Genomic DNA, 23,133 nt, shown 5'->3' with positions numbered 1-23,133 from the left:
GAACCGTCAGTCCGAGATCGCCGCGATATAGCGCTCGACCGAACGGTCGAACGCCGCCCTGGCGTCGGAGGCGATGTTCTTGCCCCACCAAGCCCCGTAGATCCGATCATACGCCAGCGGCGCGACCGCGCGCGCGACGCGGCGGACCGCTGATTCATTGAGCGGGATGTAGTTCGGATAGGAGTACATGAAGCTGACCGAGCAGCGGTCCATCGCGACCATCGCGATGTCACCGGTCAACAGCGCCCCGCGCCCGTCGGCACCCTTGCCCCAATGCAGCATGGTAGCGCCGGCGAAATGTCCGCCGCCGCGCACCAGCAGGATGTCGTCGGAGATGCGATGGCTGTCGCCCTGCCACGGCACGATCGACCGATAGGGTCGCGTCACCCATTGCGCGTCGTCCCCGTGCAGATAGACCGGTGCGTCGTCGAACGCCGCGCTCCAGTCGGCGACCGCGCCGTAATAATGCGGATGCGAGATCGCGATCGCCGTCAGCCCGCCGAGCGATTTGACATGCGCGATCGCCTCGGCGGTCGCCAGCGGCACGCAGTCCCACATCACGCAGCCGCCGCGATCCGGCACCAGCAGCGCGCGCTGCCCGATCGCGAACGACGGCTCGAGCGCCAGCCCGACGAGGCCGAGATCGTCGCGCCAGACCAGCTTGTGCCGCTCTGCGAGCTGCTCGCGGGTCAGCCACGCCTGCCCGTTCCAGTTCACATATTGCCGCTCGTCCTCACAGATCGGGCAGCGCGGTGGTGCCGCGGCGGTTTCGGGAAATTGCGCGCCGCATTGTTCGCAGGACCAGAGAGGCATCGAGAGCACACGCGTTGGGATGAGGTTAGGCTCCTGATCTACGTCAGCAGCGGGAGCCGTTCAATGCCGGCGTCCCAGTTCCATCTGCATCTCCGCCGGAGCCGGAGCCACGCCGAACTTTCTGCGGAACGAGCGGTGGAAATAGGACAGGTCGTTGAAGCCGACCGCGTAGGCGATATCGCTGACCTTGCGGCCGGCGCGCCGACACCATCGTCCGCCTGATGGTGGGACGCGACGTCTTGCCGGCGCCGTTCTCGCCCATCAGCGCGTGGATTTCGCCGGCATAGACCGTGAGGTCGACGCCGCGCAACGCCTTGATGCTGAAGAAGGACTTGGAGACCCGGCGCATCTCGAGGATCGGGTCGATCATCTTACCTCCCCACGGCACGCGCGACAGCATTGCGTCGCACCCGCGTCTTGTTTTGGTTTCTCGCGCGAGCGGTCAGCATTAAACAAAAGGTTGTATCGTAGAGCAATACCTTCGAACGATCACTAGTCGGGAACCAGACTGGTGTTGCGGAACTCTCCGCGGTTTGCGGACACGCTGACTCTCGTCAGTGCCGTGGCCGGTACAGGCTGCGCCATTTCGGCAGCCGCTCGGCATAGGCTGCCGCGAGCGCGCGGTCAGGTTCGAACGTCTCGACGCGCTGCGGCGCCGTGCAGACAGCCTCAACCGGCTCGCCACTGACCGCAAGGCGCCCGAGCCGCGCTGCGCCGAACGCGGCCCCGGTTTCGCCATCGGCAAAGCGGTGCACCGGGATATCGAGCACGTTGGCCAGCACCGAAAGCCAAAACCGCGAACGCGAGCCGCCGCCGATCGCATCCACCGCGGTGATCGCCATTCCGCTATCGGCTAGCACGTCGCGGCAATCCGCCAGCGCGAACGCGACGCCTTCGAGCACGGCCTGCACGATCGCGTCGCGATCGGTGCCGTGGCCCAGGCCATCCAGCATGCCGCGCACATCGGGATCGTCGTGCGGCGTCCGCTCGCCGGACAGATAGGGCAGAAAGCTGACAGGCGACGGCGCCTTCGGACGTTCGCCGAGCGGCGCCAGCAATTCGGCCTCAGGAGTCCGCAGCAGCCGCGCGATCCAGGCGAGGCAAGACGCCGCCGAGAGGATCGCGCCGGCCTGGATCCACATGCCGGGAATGGCATGACAGAAGGTGTGCACGGCGCGCGCCGGGTTGGCAGCGATCGCACGGGTCGGCACCAGCAACGCGCCGGAAGTTCCGAGCGAGACGAAGGCAGCGTCGCTCCCGATCGCGCCGATGCCGACCGCGCCCGCCGGATTGTCGCCGGCGCCGCCTGCGATCATCGGCCGCTTGCGCATGCCCCAACGCTGCGCGAGTGCGCTCGATAGCAGCACCGCAGGCGCGCAGCCCTCGACGAGCCGCGGCATCTGGCGGCGCGACAGGCCGGTCGCGTCGAGCGCGGCGTCGGACCAGTCCCGTCGCGCCGCATCAAGCCACAACGTTCCCGAGGCGTCCGAGATGTCCTCGATCGCTTCGCCGGTCAGCACCAGGCGCAGATAGGGCTTCGGCAGCAACACCAGTCTGGTGGCCGCGAAAATCTCAGGTTCGTGCTTGGCGACCCACAATAGCTTGGGCGCCGTGAAACCCGGCATCGCCTTGTTGCCCGTCATCGCCCGCAATGCCGGCCAGCGCTGCTCGAGCTCGCCGCATTCCGCAGCCGAGCGCCCGTCGTTCCAGAGAATGCAAGGCCGCAACGGCTTCCAATCGGCATCGAGCAGCGTCGCGCCGTGCATCTGGCCGGACAGGCCGATGCCCTCGACAGCAGCCAGTTCGGCCGGATGATCCGCCTTCAGCGCGTCCAGCGTCGCGAAGGTGGCCTCGATCCACTGCGCCGGGTCCTGCTCGCTGTGGCGTGGTAGCGGCGAGGCCACGGTCAACGACCGGCTGCGGCTCGCCACCACGCGCTGGGCGTCGTCGACGAGAACGGTCTTGACCGCCGAGGTGCCGAGATCGATCCCGAGATACATGGTGCCTCGTGTCTATGCGATATGAGGCCGGATCTCGCAGCAAACTCGCTGCACCTCTCCCGCTTGCGCGGGGAGGTCGGATTGCATCTGCGATGCAATCCGGGTGGGGGCTCTCTCCACGTTGTGACTCGCGGAGAGAGCCCCCACCCCAACCCTCCCCCGCAAGCGGGAGAGGGAGCCCGACAAATGTGCTCACTTCACATCGCCGATTACGGCTGCGCGAACGCCTGCTGCACCGCGCTGGGGTCAGTGATGCCGTTGGCAATCAGGAGTTCAAGCAGGACGCGCGCCTTCTGCGGATTGAGGTCGAGCGAGACCGCAAAGCCGAGCTTGTCGTCCTCGACCTCGACGTTGCGGTTGACATAGCCCGAGCCGACCCGGGTCGAGCGCACCACCGCGACCCCCTGCTTCGCCGCCGCCGCCAGCGCATCGATGGCGCCCTTCGATGAGTTGCCGTCGCCGACGCCGGCCAGCACGATGCCCTTGGCGCCACGCTTGACCGCATCTTCGACTTCGGCGGCATCCATGTTGGCGTGCGAATAGATGATGTCGACCCGCGGCAGTGGCGGCGTGTCCGGCAGCTTCAGTTTCGCCGTCTTGATCGTGACGGCCGGCTGCAGGAAGCGCAGCGAGCCGGCGTCGACATAGCCGACCGGACCGGCATCGGGCGAACGGAACGTCTGGACGCTCGTGGTATTGGTCTTCTGCACCCAGCGCGCGCCATGGATAGTGTCGTTGAGCACGACCAGCACGCCGCGGCCGCGGGATTCCGGCGCCGAGGCGACCCGCATCGCATCGTAGAGATTGGCCGGCCCGTCGGCGCCGATCGCGGTCGACGGCCGCATCGATCCGACCAGCACGATCGGCATGTCGGTGTCCAGCACGTTTTGCAGGAAGAACGCGGTCTCCTCCATCGTATCGGTGCCGTGGGTGATAACGACGCCGTCGACCTCCTTGTTGTCGATGGCCGCGCGGATGCGCTTGACGAGGTCGAACCAGACCTTGTCGTTCATGTCCTGCGAGCCGATCGAGGAAATCTGCTCGGCCGAGATCTCGGCGAGCTTGTCGATGCCCGGAATAGCCGCGATCAGATTCGCCGCGCGGACCTTGCCCGAATCATAGGCATTGCCGGCGCGTGCATTGGCTTGCCCTGCGATCGTGCCGCCGGTGCCGAGCACCAGCACCCGGGCCAGCGTAGTGCCGGACGCCTGTTGTGCTGATACCGGCGAGGCAAGCCCGATCATAAGGGCTGCGGCGAGCCCGAGGATCATACATGCTGAACGGGTCGATCGGAGCGGATGCAGCGTCATTTCTTCCCCCGGTGATAAACCATCTAGTCACAACTGGTGGTTTTGTCGCGCAAGAAATGGACAAACTTGCGGCGGAAACGCCGCCGGCAAGGTCTCCCGGCCGACCACGCGTGCGTCGCGTCATCCGACCCGCAGCCTTGTCTTTCGGCGCGTGCCCAAATTCTTGACATCGCCGGAATGGCGGCGCAGATTTTTCGAATATTCTTCGAATTCTGGTGCGCCCTGCCGCGTTTCGCGTGAAAACCTGCTCGGCCAGGAAGGCGACGGATTCGCGATCGCGATGCGGTGCCGGGATGCCGGACGCACGCATTGGGGCGCCTACTGCGTCGGTGCGGCGAGCCAGCTTTTGGACTACGAGCTTGATCACGTCTCGGTGCGCGAGACGTTCGGACGCAGGCTGCGCGACCATCGAATGGCAGATCGCCGACATGGCGAGCGCGCTGCATGCTGCGCGCCTGGTCGCCTATGAGGCGGCCTGGCGCTACGATCAGGGCGACGCCGCCGCGCGCACCGCGGCGGCCGCGCTCTCCAAATATACCGGCGCCGACATGGTGCAGCGCGTGGCCGACATGACCATGCAGCTGTTCGGTGGTGCCGGTTATTCCAGGGATCTGCCGATCGAGCGCATCTGGCGGGAAACCTGGGTGGTCCGCATTCTCGATGGCACATCGGAGATCATGCGACAGATCATCGCCGGCAACGCATTCCGCAGCCATGAACGGCGGAACACGCCGATCTGACCGGCAATCTTAGGCTGTATCCCGTCGCAATAGCGCTTGTGTTCCGATCCCGCTGCCTTACTGTTTTTGCGGGATGCGAGGAGACGACCGTGGCTTCGGGGACGACGCTCAAGCTCAAGCAACAACGCAGCCGCGACCGGCGCGAGCAGATCCTCTCGGCAGCGACCAAGCTGTTCGGCCAGCGGGGCATCGACGGCACCTCGCTCACCGACGTCGCTGCGGTGGCGAAAATACCGCTCTCCAGCATCTACGACTATTTCGAGGACAAGCGCGCGCTGGTGCTCGACGTGCCCGCGGGCAATTTCGAAGCGCTGTATCAGAAAACCGAGCCGCTGCTGGCGAAGGGCGGCGACCCGGTCGAGCAGCTTCGCATCATCTTCCTGACCAACTTCCAGTACATCAAGGACAATCCGAGCTGGGGCCGCGTGTTCTTCCTGGAGATATGGCCGAGCGTGCTGGCCGCCGAACCGCGGGTCAAGAAGGCGGTCGACAAATACGCGCTACGCTACGTGCAGCTGATCAAGCAGGCGATCCGCGCCGGCACCTATCGCCGCAATCTCGATCCCTACACCGCGATGTCGCTGATGATGGGCGGGATGTGCCACCTCACCGCGGTCTGGCTGCTCTACGGCCGCAAATACGATCTGGTGAAGAAGGGCAGGACACTGTTCACGACGCTGCACAACGGGTTCGTGCAGCATTAGCTGCGCTCCACCCATCCGGCTTGTAACGCCCGCCCTGCGCCCCCGGGGCATCTACGTCTTAACTTCGGCGGCCGGAACGACTTGATCCAAATACATCGCGTCGGCCTTCTGTCGAGGCATTCCCTACCGGAAAACCAATACACAGCCGTCGAAATCATGTTCTAGTATCGGCGGTGGGCAACCCGCGGCCGGACGCGCGGGCACTGGGGATGGGAGCGAACCGATGGACGTCAAGGCTGTTCTGCCGCCGCGTGGCCGCGACTATCGGCTCGATCTGCTGCGCGGCTTCGCCAACTGGGCGATCTATCTCGATCACATCCCGAACAACGCGGTGAATTGGATCACGCAGAAGAATTTCGGCTTCAGCGACGCGGCCGATCTGTTCGTGTTCATCTCCGGCTACACGGCGTCCTTTGTCTATGCGCGCATGATGCTCGAGCGCGGCACCGTGATCGGCGCTACCCGCCTGATCAAGCGGGCCTGGCAGATCTATGTCGCGCACGTCCTGCTGTTCGTGATCTACATCGCCGAGATCGGCTATCTCGCGCAGCGCTACCGCGATCCCAATCTGGAGAACGAATTCAACGTCGCGGGCTTCATGCAGAACCCGGCCGAGACGCTCTATCAGGGCCTGATCCTGGCGTTCAAGCCGGTCAACATGGACGTGCTGCCGCTCTACATCACGTTGATGCTGGTGTATCCGGTGGTGCTGTGGGCGATGCTGCGGAAGCTCAATCTGACGCTGGCAGCCTCATTCCTGCTCTATCTCGCCGCGCGCCATTTCGGCTGGAACCTGCCGGCCTATCCGTCCGGCTCATGGTACTTCAACCCGTTCTGCTGGCAGTTCCTGTTCGTGTTCGGCGGCTGGTTCGCGCTCGGCGGCGCCAGCGAATCGATCACCTTCATCCGCTCGCGCGCCTTCCTGTGGCTCGGCGGCGCCTATCTGTTGTTCGCGCTGGTCATGACCCTGGCGGGCCGCTTCCCGGAATTGGGCCAGGCGATGCCGGCATGGCTCTTTGATGCGTTCAATCCGAACGACAAGACCAACCTCGCACCGTATCGCGTGCTGCACTTTGTGGTGCTCGCCTTCTTCGTGACGCGCTTCCTGCCGCGCGAATGGCCGGGCTACGAGTGGCCGATCTTCGAGCCGATCATCAAATGCGGCCAGCAGTCGCTCGAGGTGTTCGCCTCGGGCGTCTTCCTTGCCGTGGTCGCGCATGTCGTGCTGGTCGAGGTCTCCGGCAGCCTCTGGATGCAGATCGTGGTGAGCGTTGTCGGCATCGTGCTGATGACCGTGCTCGCCTATTACCGCTCCTGGTCGAAGAAGGTCGACAAGGCGCCGCCCAAAACCGCGGCAGCACAGGTGCCAATGGCCGCGAAGCCGGCGGAATAGCCGGCGGGCGTGTCGAGGGCGACGCGGGTGGTCAGCGGCGCTGCGCATGCGCTCGAGCCTATTCCGTTCCGATTGAATCGGAACGGGGCTCTAGATTTTTGTTTTGACGCGTTTTCTTCACGCGAACCGGTATCCACTTCGCTCGAAAACGCTCTAGAGTGACGGCATGTCCCCTGCCTTCACCCACGACCATCCCGACATCCTGCAACTCGAAGCCGACGTGCTCGACGCGCGGCCCGGCGCCATCCTGGTCGAACGCTCGCCGTTCTTTCCCGGCGGCGGCGGACAGCTCGCCGACCGCGGAATTCTGCGATGGTCCGGCGGCGAGCTGCCGGTGACCGGGCTCGCACGCGACGACCGCGGCCTCTGGCACACGGTGCCGGACGACAGCGTGATCTCCGGCAAGGTCATGCTCGAAGTCGAGCCGGCGTTTCGCGCATTGATGTGCGAGTTGCACACGCTCGCCCACGTCATCAACGCGCTGGTCTACACGCGGTTCGGCGGCGCGCTTCTGACCGGGGCGCAACTCAATGACGACGGCAGCTTCCGCGTCGATTTTGATCTGCCCGGCGCCGACAACGAAGCGCTGCGGGCGCTCGAGGCGCCGCTGAACGACATCATCCGGCAGGACCTTGCCGTGAGCGCCGCCTTCATGGCGCATAGCGAGGCGCAAGCCATCCCCGGATTGTTTCGCAGCAAGGCCGTCGCCCCGCCGGTCGGCGAGGACGGGCTCGTTCGAATCGTCGAGATCCTCGGTCTCGACCGGCAGGCCTGCGGCGGCACCCATCTGGCCTCGACCGGGCAGTCCCGCCCCGCACGTATCGTCAAGATCGACAACAAGGGCCGCCAGAACCGCAGAATCAAGGTCGCGGTCTGACCGGCTCCGGCAGGCCGACCACAGAAATCACGGCGCACTGTGCCGATCAATCCTTACGCCATCGACGTCCCGTCTGTGCCTGGGGATGATGTTGTGCGGTTCGCTCGACGGGGCGCGATCGGCTTGTTAAGCCGCGTCTCCGCAAGGACGATTTGAGTCGGGGACATGACCGTAGCGATCGAGATGGGACAGACGACGGCCGGCGCCCCGGCGGCCATCGACCTCGAGGAGCTGTTGGCGACGCGCCTCTTGGTGCAGGGCAATTCGGGTTCCGGCAAATCCCATCTGCTGCGCCGGCTGCTGGAACAGAGCGCGCCGTGGGTGCAGCAGACCATCATCGACCCCGAGGGCGACTTCGTCACGCTGGCCGAGCGGTTCGGCCACCTCGTCATCGACGCCGAGGACCATACCGAGCGCAGTCTGCAGGTCGCAGGCGAACGCGTGCGCATTCATCGCGTCTCCACCGTGGTCAATCTCGAAGGGCTCGACGCCGAGAACCAGATGCGGCGCGCCGCCGCCTTCCTCGGCGGAATGTTCGAGGTCCCCCGTGATCACTGGTATCCGATGCTGGTGGTGGTGGACGAGGCGCAACTGTTCGCGCCGGCGGTCGCAGGCGAAGTGTCCGACGAGGCGCGCAAGTTGTCGCTCGGCGCGATGACCAATTTGATGTGCCGTGGCCGCAAGCGCGGACTGGCCGGGATCATCGCGACCCAGCGGCTGGCGAAGCTCGCCAAGAACGTCGCCGCCGAGGCGTCGAATTTCCTGATGGGCCGCACCTTCCTCGATATCGACATGGCGCGCGCCGCCGACCTGCTCGGCATGGAGCGACGACAGGCGGAGGCCTTCCGCGACCTCGAACGCGGTCAATTCATGGCGCTGGGCCCGGCGCTTTCGCGCCGGCCGCTCGGCCTGCGCATCGGTCCAACCGATACGCAGCCGCGCAACGCGGCGCCGCGGCTGATGCCGCTGCCGGAAGCTGCACTCGAAGACGCACGCGCCATCATCCTCGCAGCCCCGCCGCCCGAAACAACGGCCAGGCCGCCGCGCCGGGCGCCGGCACCCGACCTGCTCAGCCAGCTGATGGCCGCCAAGCCGGCGGCGCCTGAGATCGATCCCGAGACTGCGGAACCGCCGCCGAGCGCCGAGCAACTGGCCGAGCGGCGTGAGCGGCTGGATCGGATCCTGCGGGCCATTCTCGCCGAGCCGGATGCCGGCTTCCGCGCCATCGGCGTGCTCTATCAGGAGTTCGTGGTGCGCTGCCGGATCGAAGGGCTCGGCGCCGTGGTGCCGGAGCTGACCGACTTCCGCCGCATGTTGACGCGCGCCCGCGCTGGGCTCGGCACCGAGATCGCGGAAGACGACGCCTGGCAGGATGTGCAGCTGCGCGCCGCGATCCTGCCCGAGGACATGCAGGGCGTCTTCATGATGATCGCCCGCGCCGCGAAGGAAGGCTGGCCCTGCCCGAGCGATGCCGCGATCGCCCGCGCCTACGGCACGCACTCGCTGCGCCGCGCGCGGCATCTCCTGACCTATATCGAGGAGCAGGGCCTGATCGTCTGCCAGCTCGACGGCGCCGGCCGGCGCATCGTGACCCTCGTCGAGCTCGCCTGGGCGACGGCAGCGGCCGACCCGAATGCCGACGACGTGGCGACGGAGGCGGCCGGCTCGCCGTCGTGATCGAACCGCGGGCGCACGGAGCGGACTCCGGAAGCACGGCATGAAACGGAAAAGGCCCGCCGAGAGGCGGGCCTTTTCGTCTCTGCCGACAGGCGGAGCCGCTACTCCTAGCGGCGGCTCCGCATGCCTATCCTTCGCGCCCTCACGCGTGTTGCGGCTGCGCCAGCTGGCTGACCTGCGTCGCCGGCGGATCGACAACCAGGGTACCGCCATGGCCATCGCTCGATGTCGTGAATGTCGAGGCCATGTAGTTGCCCAGCAACGCAATGCTCGCCGTGACAGTGCCGTCCGTCACCGTGAGCGTTCCGCGCGTGCTGGTTCCGCTGAAGGTCGGCGTGTGAACGTTCGCGAAACTGATGTTCGCGAAATCGATCGCGTCCGAACCTGTCATCCCGGCGACGGTGCCGTTGAAGCTCGCGGAATTGTCGAGCTTCAGCGTTCCCGTAGAGCCCTGGAACGCCACGGCGGCGTTCGAAGCCCCCGGCAATTCCAGCGTGGCGCCCGCTGCGATGGTGGCGCTGGTTGAGCTTTCGCCCGTCACGTTGAAGGGCTGCCAGGCCCCCCACGCGATGCCGTCATTGGCCCGGATCCAGAGTTGATCGGTGCCCGAGCCGGCCTGATAGATCGCCGTAGCAAGCTGTGCCGCGGTGACGTCGATCTCGGTATTTGCCTTCACCGTTGCGTTGTTGACGATCCAGGCCCCGTTCGTGTTGGAATCCCACAACGCATATTTCGTTATGGTATCGCCATCCGCGTCGGTCGCGCTGAACAGGCTCGATGCGGCAAAGGTCTGCCCGGAGACCGTCACCACGTTCGAGGCCGACACCGTCGGCGTCTGGTTGGTTGCGGTCGCCGAGAACGCCGTCCAGCTGCCCCACAACATGCCGTCATTGGCTCGCACGTAGAGCAGATCCGCCGGCGAACCGCCGGGGCCGAACACGTAGCTCACCTGCGACAGGTTCGCCGCCGAGACGTCGATCTCCGTGTTGGCCGCCTGCGCGACACCATTCACCACCCAGTGACCGTTGCCGCCGGTGTCCCAGAACGCATACTGGGTGATCGCGTCGTTGTCGGCGTCCACCGCCGTGAACAGGCTCGAGGCCGCGACCGAATGGTCGTGAATCCCGGTCGCGCTCGCCGCCGTCACGACCGGAGCGTGGTCAGGCCCCGGCGTTGCCGTGAACGCCGTCCAGGTGCCCCACAAAAGGCCATCGTTGGCCCTGACGTATAATGTGTCGGGCGGGGTGCCGGTCGGCCCGAACACGTAGCTGACCTGCGACAGGTTCGCCGCCGACACATCGATCTCGGTGTTGGCTGCCTGCGCGACACCGTTCACGACCCAGTGGCCATTGCCGCCGGTGTCCCAGAACGCATACTGGGTGATGGTGTTGTGGTCGGTATCCGTGGCCGAGAACAGGCTCGAGGCGAGCGCTGACGTCTCTCCGTGGATTGCTGCCACGTTCTGCGCGGTCACGACCGGCGGATGATCGGACCCCGACGGGGCCGTGAACGCCGTCCAGGCACCCCACATGAAGCCATCGTTGGCCCTGATGTACAGCGTATCGGACGGCGCCCCGCTCGGCCCGAACACGTAGCTCACCTGCGACAGGTTCGCCGCCGACACGTCGATCTCGGTGTTGGCCGCCTGCGCGACACCATTCACCACCCAGTGACCGTTGCCGCCGGTGTCCCAGAACGCATACTGGGTCATGATATCGTTGTCGGCGTCCGAGGTCGTGAACAGGCTCGAGGCGAGTGTTGTCGTCTCTCCCGGGGTTACTGTCACGTTCGGCGCGATCACAACCGGCGCGTGGTCAGGCCCCGGTGTTGCCGTGAACGCCGTCCAGGCGCCCCACAACATGCCGTCATTGGCTCGCACATAGAGCGTATCCGCCGGCGAACCGCCGGGGCCGAACACGTAGCTCACCTGCGACAGGTTCGCCGCCGACACATCGATCTCGGTGTTGGCCTGCTGCGCGACACCATTCACCACCCAGTGGCCGCTTCCACCGGTGTCCCAGAACGCATACTGGGTGATCGCGTTGCCGTCGGCATCCGTGGCCGAGAACAGGCTCGATGCGAGCGCCGATATCTCTCCATGGGTTGCTGTCACGTTCTGCGCCGTCACAACCGGCGCTTGGTCGGCTCCCGGCGGGGCCGTGAACGCCGTCCAAGTGCCCCACAGATAGCCGTCGTTGGCCCTGATATACAGCGTATCGGGCGCTGAGCCGGGCGGCCCGAACACGTAGCTCACCTGCGACAGGTTCGCCGCCGATACATCGATCTCGGTATTGGCCGCCTGCGCAACACCGTTCACCACCCAGTGACCGCTGCCGCCGGTGTCCCAGAACGCGTACTGGGTGATCGCGTCGCCATCGGGGTCCGTGGCCGAGAACAGGGTCGTGGCGGGCGCTGACGTCTCTCCAGCGACGACTGTCACGTTCGGCGCCGTCACGATCGGCGCGCGGTCAGGCCCCGGTGTTGCCGTGAACGCCGTCCAGCCGCCCCACACGTAGCCGTCGTTGGCCCTGACATACAGCGTATCGGGTGCCGACCCTGTCGGCCCGAACACATAGCTCACCTGCGACAGGTTCGCCGCCGACACGTCGATCTCGGTGTTGGCCTGCTGGGTGACACCATTCACCGTCCAATGGCCGTTGCCGCCGGTGTCCCAGAACGCGAACTGGGTGAGGGTGTCGTGATCGCCGTCGGTCACCGAGAACAGGGTCGTTGCGAGCGCCGATGCCTCTCCATGGGTTGCTGTCACGTTCTGCGCCGTCACAACCGGAGCCTGGTCGGGCCCCGGTGTTGCGGTGAACGGCGTCCAGGCGCCCCACAGGAAGCCGTCATTGGCCCTGACATACAGCGTATCGGGTGCCGACCCCGTTGGTCCGAACACGTAGCTCACCTGCGACAAGTTCGCCGCCGAGACGTCGATCTCGGTGTTGGCCTGCTGGTTGACACCATTCACCACCCAGTGGCCGTTGCCGCCGGTGTCCCAGAACGCGAACTGGGTGAGGGTGTCGTGGTCGCCGTCCGTCACCGAGAACAGGGTCGTGGCAAGCGCCGATGCCTCTCCATGGGTTGCTGTCACGTTCTGCGCCGTCACAACCGGCGCCTGGTCGGGCCCCGGTGTTGCGGTGAACGCCGTCCAGGCGCCCCACAGCATTCCGTCGTTCGCTCTTATGTAAAGCGTATCGGGCATCGACCCTGTCGGCCCGAAGACATAGCTCACCTGCGACAGGTTCGCCGCCGACACATCGATCTCGGTGTTGGCCAGCTGGGTAATGCCATTCACCACCCAGTGGCCGTTGCCGCCGGTGTCCCAGAACGCGAACTGGGTCATCGATTGCCCAACATCCGGATCGGACACCGTGAACAGGGTCGATGCCGCAACCGACGTTTGGCCGTGCGCCGCAGTGACGTTGCTGTTGTTGGCGATCACGGTCGGCGGAGTATCGACAAACGCCTTTGCCGTGAATTGAGTCCAGCTGCCCCAAAGCGTGCCGTCATTGGCGCGTACGAAAAGCGTATCGGTCGAACCGCTTGGACCGAACACGTAGCTCACCTGCGACAGGTTCGCCGCGGAAACATCGATCTCCTGGTTGGTGGCCTGGGTGACGCCGTTGATAGTCCAGTGTCCGTTGCCTTGCGTGTCCCAGAACGCAAATTGAGTGATGGCATCGCCATCGGCGTCCGTAAAGTTGAAGAGCGCGGAGGCCAGTACAGAGGTCTCACCGAGGACTGCCGTCACGTTGGCCGCCGTCGTGACCGGCGGGTTATCTGCACGGGTCGCGACCAGAGTGCCGGTGCCGGAATCCGCGCTCACGCCGAACCGCACGCCAGGTGTCGCATCAAGCTGCAGATCGAAGGAGGAGGCCCCCTCCGTGACGTGCAGGACATTGCTCGGAAGCAAGGTCGCCGAGCCGCCCGATACGAAATTGAGGCCAGCAAGATCGATGCTGTCGCCCAGAACCAGCCCGCTGATGGTCGTTCCGGACAAAGACGTCCCGTCGATCTTGAGCTGCCCGCCGGAGCCGCTGAAGGTGATGCCGCCGCTCGCGACGCTGCCGGCCTGCAGTTCGACCGAACCGCCGGAGATCGTGACAGGCCCCGTGGAGCCGCCGGAAGATACAACCTCAGTACCTCCAGCAAATACCGCGACGTTGCTCGTCACCGCGCCGGCAACGTTGAACATGCCACCGCTCGACACCGCGATGCTGTTCGCCGTTGCGCCCGCAGAAATGTTCAACACGCCGCCGCTCGAAACCGTCGAGTGATCCAGCGCGCCGCCCGAAAATACGTTGACCGTACCACCCGATATGGCCGTCCCGGAGCCTGGCGCGCCGGTGACGACGCCACCCGAGAAAACATTCTCGATACCGCCGGCATAGACGCCCACGTTTCGGAACACGGTGCCCGACACGTTGAACGTGCCGCCGCTCGACACGCCGACATAGCTGGCCGAACCGCCTGCCAGTACGTTGAGCGTACCGCCCGAAATGCCCGTACCGGATCCGCTCGCGCCGGAGATCGATCCACCGGACAACACGTTCTCGATGCCGCCGCTGTAGACGGCCGTGTTGCTGAGCACCTGGCCTGCAACATTGAAGGTGCCGCCGCTCGACACACCGACGTGAACAGCCGAACCACCGGCCAGAACGTTCAGGATGCCTCCAGCCAAAACTCCGGTCCCGGAGCTCGTGACCCCGGAGATCAGTCCGCCGGACAGCACGTTCTCCACACCGGTGTCCGTGACCAGCGTGTTGCTGGTGATCGTGCCGGCAACATTCATGGTGCCGCCACTCGACACCGTGATGTTGTGCGCGGCACCACCAGCGGAGACGTTCAGCGTGCCGCCGCTCCAGGCCGTCACTTGCGCGAGTGAACCGCCCGCAAGTACGTTCAAGGTGCCACCGGATATGGACGTCCCGGAGCCCGACGCGCCGCCGACAACGCCACCCGAGAAGATATTTTCAACGCCGCCGGCAGAAACGGTCACGTTGCTGAGCACGGTACCCGACACATTGAACGTGCCGCCGCTCGAAACGGTCAGATAAGCCGCTGCGCCACCGGCCTGAAGGTTCACGATGCCGCCGGAGGAAATGACGGTCCCCGAGCCGGAGGTTCCGGAGATCAGTCCACCGGACAGCACGGTCTCGACACCGCTGTCCGTAACCACCACGTTGCTGGTGGTCGTGCCTGCAACGTTCATGGTGCCGCCGCTCGACACCGTAAGGTGATGTGCCGTGCCGCCAGCGGAGATGTTGAGAAAGCCACCGCTGGAAACCGTCGCGTGATCCAGCGCACCGCCGCCAAATACGTTGACCGTGCCGCCGGATATGCCCGTCCCCGAGCTTGTCACGCCGGTGACAACGCCACCCGAGAAAACATTCTCCACGCCGCCGGCATAGACGCCCCCATTGTTGAGGAAGGTGCCGGACACGTTGAAAACGCCGCCACTCGAAACGCCCACCCATGCGGCCGAGCCGCCCGCGAGTACCGTCAGTATGCCGCCGCCCGAGACCCCCGTTCCGATTCCAGCGCCACCCGAGATCAGTCCACCCGAATAAACGGTCTCCACGCCTCCACTGTACACCGCCCCGGCACCCACATAGCCGGATACGTTGAACGTGCCGCCGCTCGAAACGCCGACGTAGAAGGCCGATCCGCCGGCCTGCAGGTTGATCGTGCCGCCCGAAATTCCCGTTCCGGATCCGGCCGCACCAGAGATGAGCCCGCCGGACAGCACAGTCTCGATGCCGCCGGCCAACACGCCGGTATTGCTGGTGATGGTGCCGCCGACGCTGAGCACGCCGCCGGACGAAACGATGATGTGGTCGGCGGTGCCGCCGGCTTCGACGACGACCCTCCCGGCATCGCCGATACCAGTCGCCGAGCCCCCGGCGAGAATGTCGAGCAGACCGCCGGCCGAAACCGCCACTTGCGACGCGACACCACCGGACGAAACGGTTTCCACCCCGCCGCTAAGCACGAACTGGTTGGTCACGATGCCGCTGTCGTTCAGAGCACCGCTGGCATAGACGAACATTGCAGTCGCCGTAGCGCCCGACTGCACGTTGACCGTACCACCGGAGATCGCGGTGCCAAAGCCTCCGGACACACCCTGGACCACGCCGCCCGACAACACGTTCTCGACGCCGCCGCTGTACACGGCGACAGAGCTGAGCACCGTACCGGCGACGTTGAAGACACCGCCGCTCGATACGCCGACATAGGACGCTGAGCCGCCAGCCGACAGGTTCAGCGTGCCGCCCGAAACGCCGGTACCGGATCCGCTCGCTCCGGAGATCGACCCGCCCGACAGGACGTTTTCGACGCCGCCGCCGTAGATGGCGGTGTTGCTCAGCACGTTGCCGAAAACGTTGAACGTGCCGCCGCTCGACACGCCGACATGGGCGGCCGAACCACCAGCGAGAACGTTCAGCACGCCGCCTGCGGAAACGCCGGTCCCGGAGCCCGTCGCGCCGGAGATCAGGCCACCCGACGAGATGTTTTCGGTGCCGCCAGCGAACACCCTCGTCTGGCTTTGGACGGTGCCAAGGACGTTGAGCGTACCGCCACTGGAAACAAACAAATTGTCGGCCAGGCCGCCCGAAAGCACTGTCGCTGTACCGCCATTCGACACCGTCGTGCTGGTCGCATGGCCGCCGGACGAGACCTGCAACTGACCACCACTCGACACGACCGTGCCGACCGTCACTCCGCTGTCGAGCTCGATGCCGCCTTGAAGCACTGTGTTCAGAGCGGTGCCGCCCGACTGCACGGTCAAGGTCTGGCCACCGCTGATCACCAGACCGGCGCTGACCTGGCCATTGCTGACAACGATGTTGCCACTGGTCCCGCCACTGCTGGCGACCAGGTAGATATCGGTGCCGGCGCCGTCAGCGGCGCTGCCGAATTGCGTGCTGAAGGTCTGGCTTGGATCGAGCTGGATCGCCAAGGTGCCGTGGTCGTTGGTCACGATATCCAGGACATTGCCGGCGCCGAGACCGACGCTCGTGATCTCCGACATGCTCACGCCGGTCAGGTTGATCGTATCCGCGACTGCGAGCCCGGAGATGACCGTGGTCGGCATCGCCGTGCCATCGATCTCAAGCTTGCCGTTGGGGCCGACAAACACCACCGATCCGGCCTCCGCGGCGCCGCCGCCGAGATCGGCCGTGCCGCCGGAAATCGTGAGCACGCCACCAGCCATGATTTGCGTGTTCGACGTGGTGCCGTGGGACAATACGATCTCGGTGCCGCCGCTGGAGACGGTCGTACCGATGTCGATACCGCCCGAGAGCACATTCTCAATGCCGCCAGATACAACCGTGACGTTGGATGTGATCGTGCCGGCCACATTGATCGTACCGGATCCGGAGAAAGTCAGATTGTGTGCCGAAGCCCCGGCAGAAATGTTGAGCACGCCACCGGAAAGCAGCGCGGCATGGTCGAACTCGGCACCCGAACTGACGTTGACCGTGCCGCCTGAAATGCCCGTACCGCTGCCGGGGATGCCGGTGACGACGCCGCCGGACAAGACGTTCGCGGTACCGCCGCCATAGACACCCATATTGTGGAGCATCGTGCCGGCAATGTTGACGATCGCTCCGCTCGACACGCCGATATTTGAGGCCGAGCCACCGGCCGAGATATTCACCACGCCGCCGGCGGACACACCTGTCCCGTTACCCGTGCCGCCGCTGATCAGCGCGCCCGACATGACGTTCAGGACACCGCCGCTGCTGACCAGGATATGGTCGGCCTTGCCACCGGACAGAATATTGATCGTGCCGGTATCGCCGGTGAAATTGCTGGCGTTGCCTGTTGCATAACCGCCTGAGGAAACGGTCTCGGTCCCGCCGGAACCGATGAAGACATGGCTGAGCGTCGTGCCGTCCACGATCAGCGAACCGCCGCTTGAAACAGATATGTCGTGCCCCGGAAGGGCGCTGGAGGACACGGTGTAGGTGCCGCCGCTGCCGACGAAGATGGCCCCGCCGCTGAGAATGTTTTCGCCCGAAACGGTACCACCGGCGAAAATCGCCAATTGCCCGCCGCTTCCGATCGTCGGATCGAGGGCAACGCCGCCCGAAACCGTCAATATCGCCAACAGTCCGGGAGCGTTCATGCCGGACACAGTCGCTGAGATGCTTTCACCTCCGGCAAGGACGTTCTGGTTGGCGCCGGCCAGAATCCGGGCGCCGGTGTCCACGCCGCCGCTTATGATGGACTCGTAGCCGCCGGACAGAATCGTTCCCGTGGCGCTGCCGCCGGCCGAGCCGGCATTGCTGCCAAAGGGCGTCAGACCGAGGTCGAGGTATCCCTGGCTGGACACGACAGTGCCCGTCGCCGTGCCGCCGCCGAGCACGGTGAGGCCGCCGAAGCTGCCAACCTGGGTTTGCGAAGCCGCTCCGCCGGAGGAAACCGTCAATACGCCGTAGCTGCTGTTGTTGGATCCCGCGATCTGCGCGGAAATGCTGACGCCGCCCGCTGAAACGGACTCGTTGCCGGCCAGGATCACGGCGCCGGATTCGACGCCGCCGCTCTTCACGGCTTCATAGCCGCCGGACAGAATCGTGGTGCCGGTTGCACTTCCGCCGTCCATTTCCATGTAGCCGGCGGCGGCGACGGTTACGCTGACGGCACTGCCGCCGGAAATATGTATGCCGCCGCCTGTCTCCACGGTCGCGCTCGACGTCACGCCGCCGGAATAGACCACCTCGGAGCCAGCGGAAACGATGGTGCCGATCGCGGTGCCGCTGTCGTTCTCGAGGCCGCCGTGAATGACGGTGTTGTTCACCGTGCCGCCGGCCTGCACCATCAGCGTCTGACCGTTGCTGATCACCAGACCCGAGCTGGTCTGGCCGTTGCTCACGGTGATATTTCCGGCACCGTTGCTGACAAGGTAGATGTCGGTGCCGCTACCGTCCGCGCTGCTGCCAAACTGGTTGGCAAAGCTCTGGCCCGGATCGAGCTGAATGCTGAGCGTGCCGTGATCGTTGGTCGCGATCGTCAGCACGTTGCCGGCGCCGAGGCCGACACTGGTGATCTCCGACATGCTGACGCCGGTCAGATCGATGGTGTCTCCGATCGCCAGGCCGTTGACGACCGTGGTCGGCATCGATATCCCGTCGATCTCGAGCTTGCCGCCGGCGCCGGAGAAGATCACCGCCCCGCTTTCGGTCGATCCGCCGTTCAGATCGACGATGCCACCGGCCGAGATCGTGACCACGCCGCCCGACGATATTTGCGTGTTCGACGTCGCGCCGAGATTCGCGGCTGTCAGGAAACCGCCGCTGGAGACCTTGGCTCCAATACTGAGGCCGCCCGCCGAGACATTCTGGTTGCCGCCAGACAGAATCGTGGCGCCGGAATCGACGCCACCTCTGGAGATCGCCTCGAATCCGCCGGACAAGATCGTGCCCGTCGCGCTGCCACCGGCCGATCCGAGAATGCCGTTGAACGGTCCCTGGCCGATCTGGAAGAAGCCGCCGCTCAGCACCGTCGTGTTGGCCGCCGTGCCGCCGCTCAGCACGGTCATGCCGCCGAAGTTGGAGATCGTCGTTGCGGACGCTACACCGCCCGAGGTAACTTGCGCGCCGCCGCCGGCAATCGTGGTGGACACCGCGAGGCCACCGGAGTTCACGCTGAGCTGACCGCCCGACACCGTCGTGTTGCTCGCCGTTCCGCCGGCCGCACCACCCTGCCCCTGGTACGGCGGAACGCCGAGCTGCATGAAGCCGGCATTGCCAACAACGGTGCCCAAGGCCGTGCCGCCCGACAGCACGCTCTCCATCCCATTGGCCGTAAGGGTGATGGCGGAGGTCAGGCCGCCCGACAGCACGTCGAGGATCAGGCCGGTACTCACCGGATAGCCGCTCACGACAGCGCCAGGGCCCACCTCGAGGTTGGTGCCGCCACCGAACGTCGTGTTGGTAAGCTGCGAAACGGACGCTCCGCTGACGAGTTCAACGGCGCCGAAATTGTTGACCGAGACGCCACTGAGCGACCCGCCTGAGTACAATTTCAGCAGACCGCCATTGACGGTCGTGGCGTTTGCCACACCACCGGAGAGAACGTCGAGCTCACCGCCGTTGACATTGGTGCCGCTCGCCACGCCTCCGGACGAAACGGTTTCCAGCCCGCTGTAGAAGACGTTGATATTGCTGGTCGTGCTTCCCGCGAGATTGAGCCGGCCACCGTTGTTCACGTTGACGTCATGCGCCGATGCGCCGGCCTGCAGGTTCAGGTTGCCACCGCTATTGACGGTAACATCGCCGACAGCGGCGCCTGAGGAGGCATTCACGGTGCCGTTGACGTTGACCGTGAAGAAACCGGACGGATTGATCGATCCGCTGATGGCGCCGCCGGCAGAGACGTTCAGCGCGCCGCCGCCCGTAACGAACACGTTGCTCGTAGCCGCGCCGAGAAGGTTGAGCGTCGCCCCGCTCGATACAGCCAGATCGTGAACAGTGGCGCCGGCTGCGATCGCGGCCGAGGCTCCGGACGACAAGGTAAAGAACTCGGACTGGCCTCCGGAGGAAACGTTGAGCGAGCCTCCCGACAGCGTGAAGGACTGGGCGTTGCCGCCTGAAAGTACGTTCAGCGCGCCTCCCGACACGGCGAAGCTCTGCACGCTGCCGCCCGAAGATACGTTCTCCGTGCCACCAGAGTAGATCGACGCGTTGCTGGTCTGAGAACCTGCGAGGTTGAGGATGCCGCCGCTGCTGACGCTGAGGTCGTGGATCGTCGCGCCATTGTCGACCGCGACGAGACCGCCACTGTTGATCGTAAAGAAGGAGAACTGGCCGCCCGCGGTCACGCTGACTGTACCGCCCGAGATACCCGTCCCGCTGCCGGGTGCGCCCGTCTCGACGCCGCCCGAAGAGATCACGACGAGACCGCTCGAATAGACCGCAACCTGGCTTGTCACCGTTCCGGCGACGTTCATCGTGCCGCCCGAAGACACCGCGAGGAAGGACGCCGCACCGCCCGAGGACACGTTGAGCGTGCCGCCGGCGTAGACCGTGGAATGCCCGAGCGTAGCGCCGACCAGAACGTTGAGCGTGCCGCCGGAAACCCTGGTGCCCGAACCGGTGACGCCGTTGGCGTTGCCGCCGGCAAGGACGTTCTCGGTGGCGCCGGAGAGCAGGAACGTGTTGCTGGTGATCGATCCCGCAACGTTGAGCGTGCCGCCGCTCGACACGGTCAAGTCATGCGCGACGCCGCCGATGTCGATATTGAGCTGGCCGCCACTGCTGACGGTCGTGCCCTGCTCGGTACCGAACACGTTCTCGGTGCCGCCGCTCAGCACGGTGCCGATCGCCGCGCCGCCCGAGAGAACGTCGAGCGTCTGCCCCGCACTGATCACGAGGCCGCTGGAGGTCTGGCCGGCGCTGACCTTGATGGCCGAGCTATCGATGAAGGTGATGTCCGTCCCCGCGCCGTCGGTGGCGCTGCTGAACGTGCCGCTGAACGTGTCGCCGGGCGAAAGCTGCAGGTTGAGCGTTCCATGGTCGCTGGTCGCGACCGCCAGAACATTGCCGGCACTCAGGGTGATGCCGGTGATGTTTGCGGCACTCTCACCGGTGAGATTGATCGTATCCCCGATGCCGAATCCGGAGATGACGGTGCCGGGCATCGCCGTGCCGTCGATTTCGAGCTTGCCGCCCGCGCCGGCAAAAATCACGGACCCCGACTCGGTCGCTCCTCCGTTCAGGTCAACCGTGCCTGCACCGGAAATCGTGACGACGCCGCCGGACAGGATCTGCGTGTTCGACGTCGTGCCATGGACGTAGACGTTCTGCTGGCCGCCGCTGGACACCGTGGTACCGATGTCGATGCCGCCTGACAGCACATTCTCGATGCCGCCCGAAACGACGGTGGCGCTGGACGTGATGGTGCCCGCCACATTGAGCGTGCCCAATCCGGAGAACGTCAGATTGTGTGCCGTCGCTCCGGAATTGATGTTGAGTACGCCACCGGAGACCAGCGCAGCATGATCGAGCGTTCCGCCCGACGCCACGTTGATGGTGCCGCCGGCAATGTTGGTGCCGCTGCCGCTGGAGCCGGTGACGACGCCACCCGAAAAGACATTCTCGACGCCGCCGGTATAGACCGCCTGATTGCGGAGCACGGTGCCGGCGATATTCGCGGTGCCGCCGCTCGAAACGGCGAAGAAGGCGGCCGAGCCGCCGGCAAGGATGTTCAAGGTGGCGCCGGCCGACACACCCGTGCCGGAACCGGACGTGCCGCTGATCAGGCCGCCCGAGTAGACGGTCTCAACCGCACCGGCCGAGATGCCGACATTGCTCAGCGTCGTGCCGTAGACGTTCAGCACTCCGCCCGACTTGACGACGACATGGTCGGCCTGGCCGCCGGACATCACGTTGATGGTGCCGCTGTCGCCGGTGAAAAGGCCGCCGCTGCCGCCGCCGCTTCCGGTGATGAGGCCGCCCGACAAGACGTTGACCACGCCACCACTGGCGACGAAGAGATTGCTCGTGACGGTGCCGGCAACGCCGAGGATGGCGCCGCTGTTGACGGCCATATGGTCGAGCGTTCCGCCCGACAGCACGTTGACTTGCCCGTTGTCGACGTTGTTGCTGCTGCTACCGAGCGCGGTCTCGATACCGCCGGAGGCGATGGTTTCGAGAGCACCCGACTTGACGAAGACATCGTGCAGCGTCTGGCCCGCTGAAACAGTGAACAACGCGCCGCTTTCGAGCGTGACGCGACCGCCGCTCAGCACCGTCTCGCCGATCACCGTGCCGCCGCCCGCGATGTCCAGCAAGCCATTGCTGCCGACTGTCGTGCCGCTCGCGATGCCGCCGTTCGACACGAATTGGGCCGCAAAGAACCCGGAACTGTTCGCGCCGGAAACTGTGGCCGAAACGCTGAGACCGCCGCTCAAGATATTCTGGTTGCCGCCGGACAGAATCATGGCGCCGCTGTCGACACCACCGTTCGAGATCACCTCGTAGCCGCCGGACAAGGTCGTGCCGGTGGCGCTGCCGCCACTCGAAATGTTCAGGCCGCCGGAAATCCCGACCGTCGTGCTCGTCGCCGAGCCGCCCGCGGAAATCGCAACGTTGCCGTAGGAGCCTGCGCCGCCGGTGACGGTCGTCGAGACCGCCAGCCCCCCCGACTGGATGCTGACACCGCCACCCGACACGATCGTGCCGCTTGCGGTCCCGCCGGCGAGATTGGCCGAGCCGTTGCCGGGGTTAAATCCCAGCGCCAGGAAGCCGCCGGCGTCGACCACGCCGCTGACGAGCGTACCACCGCTCAGGACGGTCTCGGCACCGCCTGCGGAGATCGTCGTGCCGGAAGCAACGCCGCCGGAGTCCACCTGCTCCTGGCCACCAGTGTAGACCGTCGTGCCGGTCGTGGTGCCGGAGTCGAATATGAAGCCGCCGCTCAATTGCGTGCCAACGGCGCTGGCGCCGGGATCGACGATCAGCGTGCCGCCATTCAGGACGGTATCGCCGGTTTCGGTGCCAGAAGATACGGTAACGGTCACGCCGCCGGAAATCGTCTGCATGGCTCTGCCCCTGGGCCAGAATAAAATTCATTTGTCGGGTTCGGTCGTCGATGCCGCCTAGTCGGGC

At 65.6% G+C, this 23,133-nt stretch carries 11 protein-coding genes and 1 pseudogene; 6 read left to right on the top strand and 6 right to left on the bottom strand.

Features of this window, described 5'->3' with window-relative positions:
- Positions 1 to 6 precede the first annotated feature (6 nt).
- The 5 genes and pseudogenes from QDT69_RS26790 to QDT69_RS26770 all read right to left on the bottom strand — a co-directional run bounded on the left by QDT69_RS26790 (position 7) and on the right by QDT69_RS26770 (position 4,084).
- Positions 7 to 813, bottom strand: coding sequence for an MBL fold metallo-hydrolase (locus QDT69_RS26790; protein ID WP_279709483.1), 807 nt, complete (start codon positions 811 to 813; stop codon positions 7 to 9).
- A 60-nt stretch (positions 814 to 873) separates the two neighbouring features.
- Positions 874 to 990: an AraC family transcriptional regulator gene (locus QDT69_RS26785; RefSeq protein WP_279709536.1), complete on the bottom strand. Its 117-nt coding sequence runs from the start codon at positions 988 to 990 to the stop codon at positions 874 to 876.
- Positions 991 to 1,048: 58 nt separating this feature from the next.
- Positions 1,049 to 1,183 (bottom strand): annotated as a pseudogene (locus tag QDT69_RS26780) (ATP-binding cassette domain-containing protein); the annotation flags it as partial.
- A gap of 184 nt (positions 1,184 to 1,367) precedes the next feature.
- Positions 1,368 to 2,813 carry a xylulokinase gene (gene xylB / locus QDT69_RS26775; protein ID WP_279709482.1) on the bottom strand — a complete coding sequence of 482 codons (1,446 nt, stop codon included), beginning with the start codon at positions 2,811 to 2,813 and terminating at the stop codon, positions 1,368 to 1,370.
- A gap of 209 nt (positions 2,814 to 3,022) precedes the next feature.
- Positions 3,023 to 4,084 carry an asparaginase gene (locus QDT69_RS26770; RefSeq protein ID WP_279709481.1) on the bottom strand — a complete coding sequence of 354 codons (1,062 nt, stop codon included), beginning with the start codon at positions 4,082 to 4,084 and terminating at the stop codon, positions 3,023 to 3,025.
- A 319-nt stretch (positions 4,085 to 4,403) separates the two neighbouring features.
- Between QDT69_RS26770 and QDT69_RS26765 the strand changes: the two genes are divergently transcribed.
- From QDT69_RS26765 to QDT69_RS26740, 6 genes are all read left to right on the top strand, one after another.
- On the top strand, positions 4,404 to 4,592 hold the full coding sequence (locus tag QDT69_RS26765; RefSeq protein WP_279709535.1) for a hypothetical protein: 189 nt from the start codon (positions 4,404 to 4,406) through the stop codon (positions 4,590 to 4,592).
- Positions 4,552 to 4,863: an acyl-CoA dehydrogenase family protein gene (locus tag QDT69_RS26760; RefSeq protein WP_279709480.1), complete on the top strand. Its 312-nt coding sequence runs from the start codon at positions 4,552 to 4,554 to the stop codon at positions 4,861 to 4,863. Before QDT69_RS26765 ends, QDT69_RS26760 begins: the two co-directional genes overlap by 41 nt.
- An 89-nt stretch (positions 4,864 to 4,952) precedes the next feature.
- Positions 4,953 to 5,567, top strand: a complete 615-nt coding sequence (locus tag QDT69_RS26755) for a TetR/AcrR family transcriptional regulator (protein ID WP_279709479.1) — start codon at positions 4,953 to 4,955, stop codon at positions 5,565 to 5,567.
- 223 nt (positions 5,568 to 5,790) lie between these two features.
- Positions 5,791 to 6,960, top strand: a complete 1,170-nt coding sequence (locus QDT69_RS26750) for an OpgC domain-containing protein (protein ID WP_279709478.1) — start codon at positions 5,791 to 5,793, stop codon at positions 6,958 to 6,960.
- A 166-nt stretch (positions 6,961 to 7,126) separates the two neighbouring features.
- Positions 7,127 to 7,837, top strand: a complete 711-nt coding sequence (locus tag QDT69_RS26745) for an alanyl-tRNA editing protein (protein ID WP_279709477.1) — start codon at positions 7,127 to 7,129, stop codon at positions 7,835 to 7,837.
- A 165-nt stretch (positions 7,838 to 8,002) separates the two neighbouring features.
- Positions 8,003 to 9,514: an ATP-binding protein gene (locus tag QDT69_RS26740; protein ID WP_279709476.1), complete on the top strand. Its 1,512-nt coding sequence runs from the start codon at positions 8,003 to 8,005 to the stop codon at positions 9,512 to 9,514.
- A 142-nt stretch (positions 9,515 to 9,656) separates the two neighbouring features.
- Here the strand turns inward: QDT69_RS26740 and QDT69_RS26735 are convergent, their stop codons facing one another.
- On the bottom strand, positions 9,657 to 23,066 hold the full coding sequence (locus tag QDT69_RS26735) for a hypothetical protein (RefSeq protein ID WP_279709475.1): 13,410 nt from the start codon (positions 23,064 to 23,066) through the stop codon (positions 9,657 to 9,659).
- Positions 23,067 to 23,133: the final 67 nt, after the last annotated feature.

Source organism: Bradyrhizobium sp. CER78, assembly GCF_029846235.1.
Lineage (GTDB): Bacteria > Pseudomonadota > Alphaproteobacteria > Rhizobiales > Xanthobacteraceae > Bradyrhizobium.
This window is presented reverse-complemented; position numbering and strand designations above follow the sequence as displayed.

What these genes read in the sequence shown, in the direction of transcription:
- QDT69_RS26735 (WP_279709475.1), bottom strand. Translation starts at nt 23,066, where the DNA reads ATGCAGACGATTTCCGGCGGCGTGACCGTTACCGTATCTTCTGGCACC.
- QDT69_RS26765 (WP_279709535.1), top strand. Translation starts at nt 4,404, where the DNA reads ATGCGGTGCCGGGATGCCGGACGCACGCATTGGGGCGCCTACTGCGTC.
- QDT69_RS26750 (WP_279709478.1), top strand. Translation starts at nt 5,791, where the DNA reads ATGGACGTCAAGGCTGTTCTGCCGCCGCGTGGCCGCGACTATCGGCTC.
- QDT69_RS26770 (WP_279709481.1), bottom strand. Translation starts at nt 4,084, where the DNA reads ATGATCCTCGGGCTCGCCGCAGCCCTTATGATCGGGCTTGCCTCGCCG.
- xylB (WP_279709482.1), bottom strand. Translation starts at nt 2,813, where the DNA reads ATGTATCTCGGGATCGATCTCGGCACCTCGGCGGTCAAGACCGTTCTC.
- QDT69_RS26740 (WP_279709476.1), top strand. Translation starts at nt 8,003, where the DNA reads ATGACCGTAGCGATCGAGATGGGACAGACGACGGCCGGCGCCCCGGCG.
- QDT69_RS26745 (WP_279709477.1), top strand. Translation starts at nt 7,127, where the DNA reads ATGTCCCCTGCCTTCACCCACGACCATCCCGACATCCTGCAACTCGAA.
- QDT69_RS26760 (WP_279709480.1), top strand. Translation starts at nt 4,552, where the DNA reads ATGGCGAGCGCGCTGCATGCTGCGCGCCTGGTCGCCTATGAGGCGGCC.
- QDT69_RS26790 (WP_279709483.1), bottom strand. Translation starts at nt 813, where the DNA reads ATGCCTCTCTGGTCCTGCGAACAATGCGGCGCGCAATTTCCCGAAACC.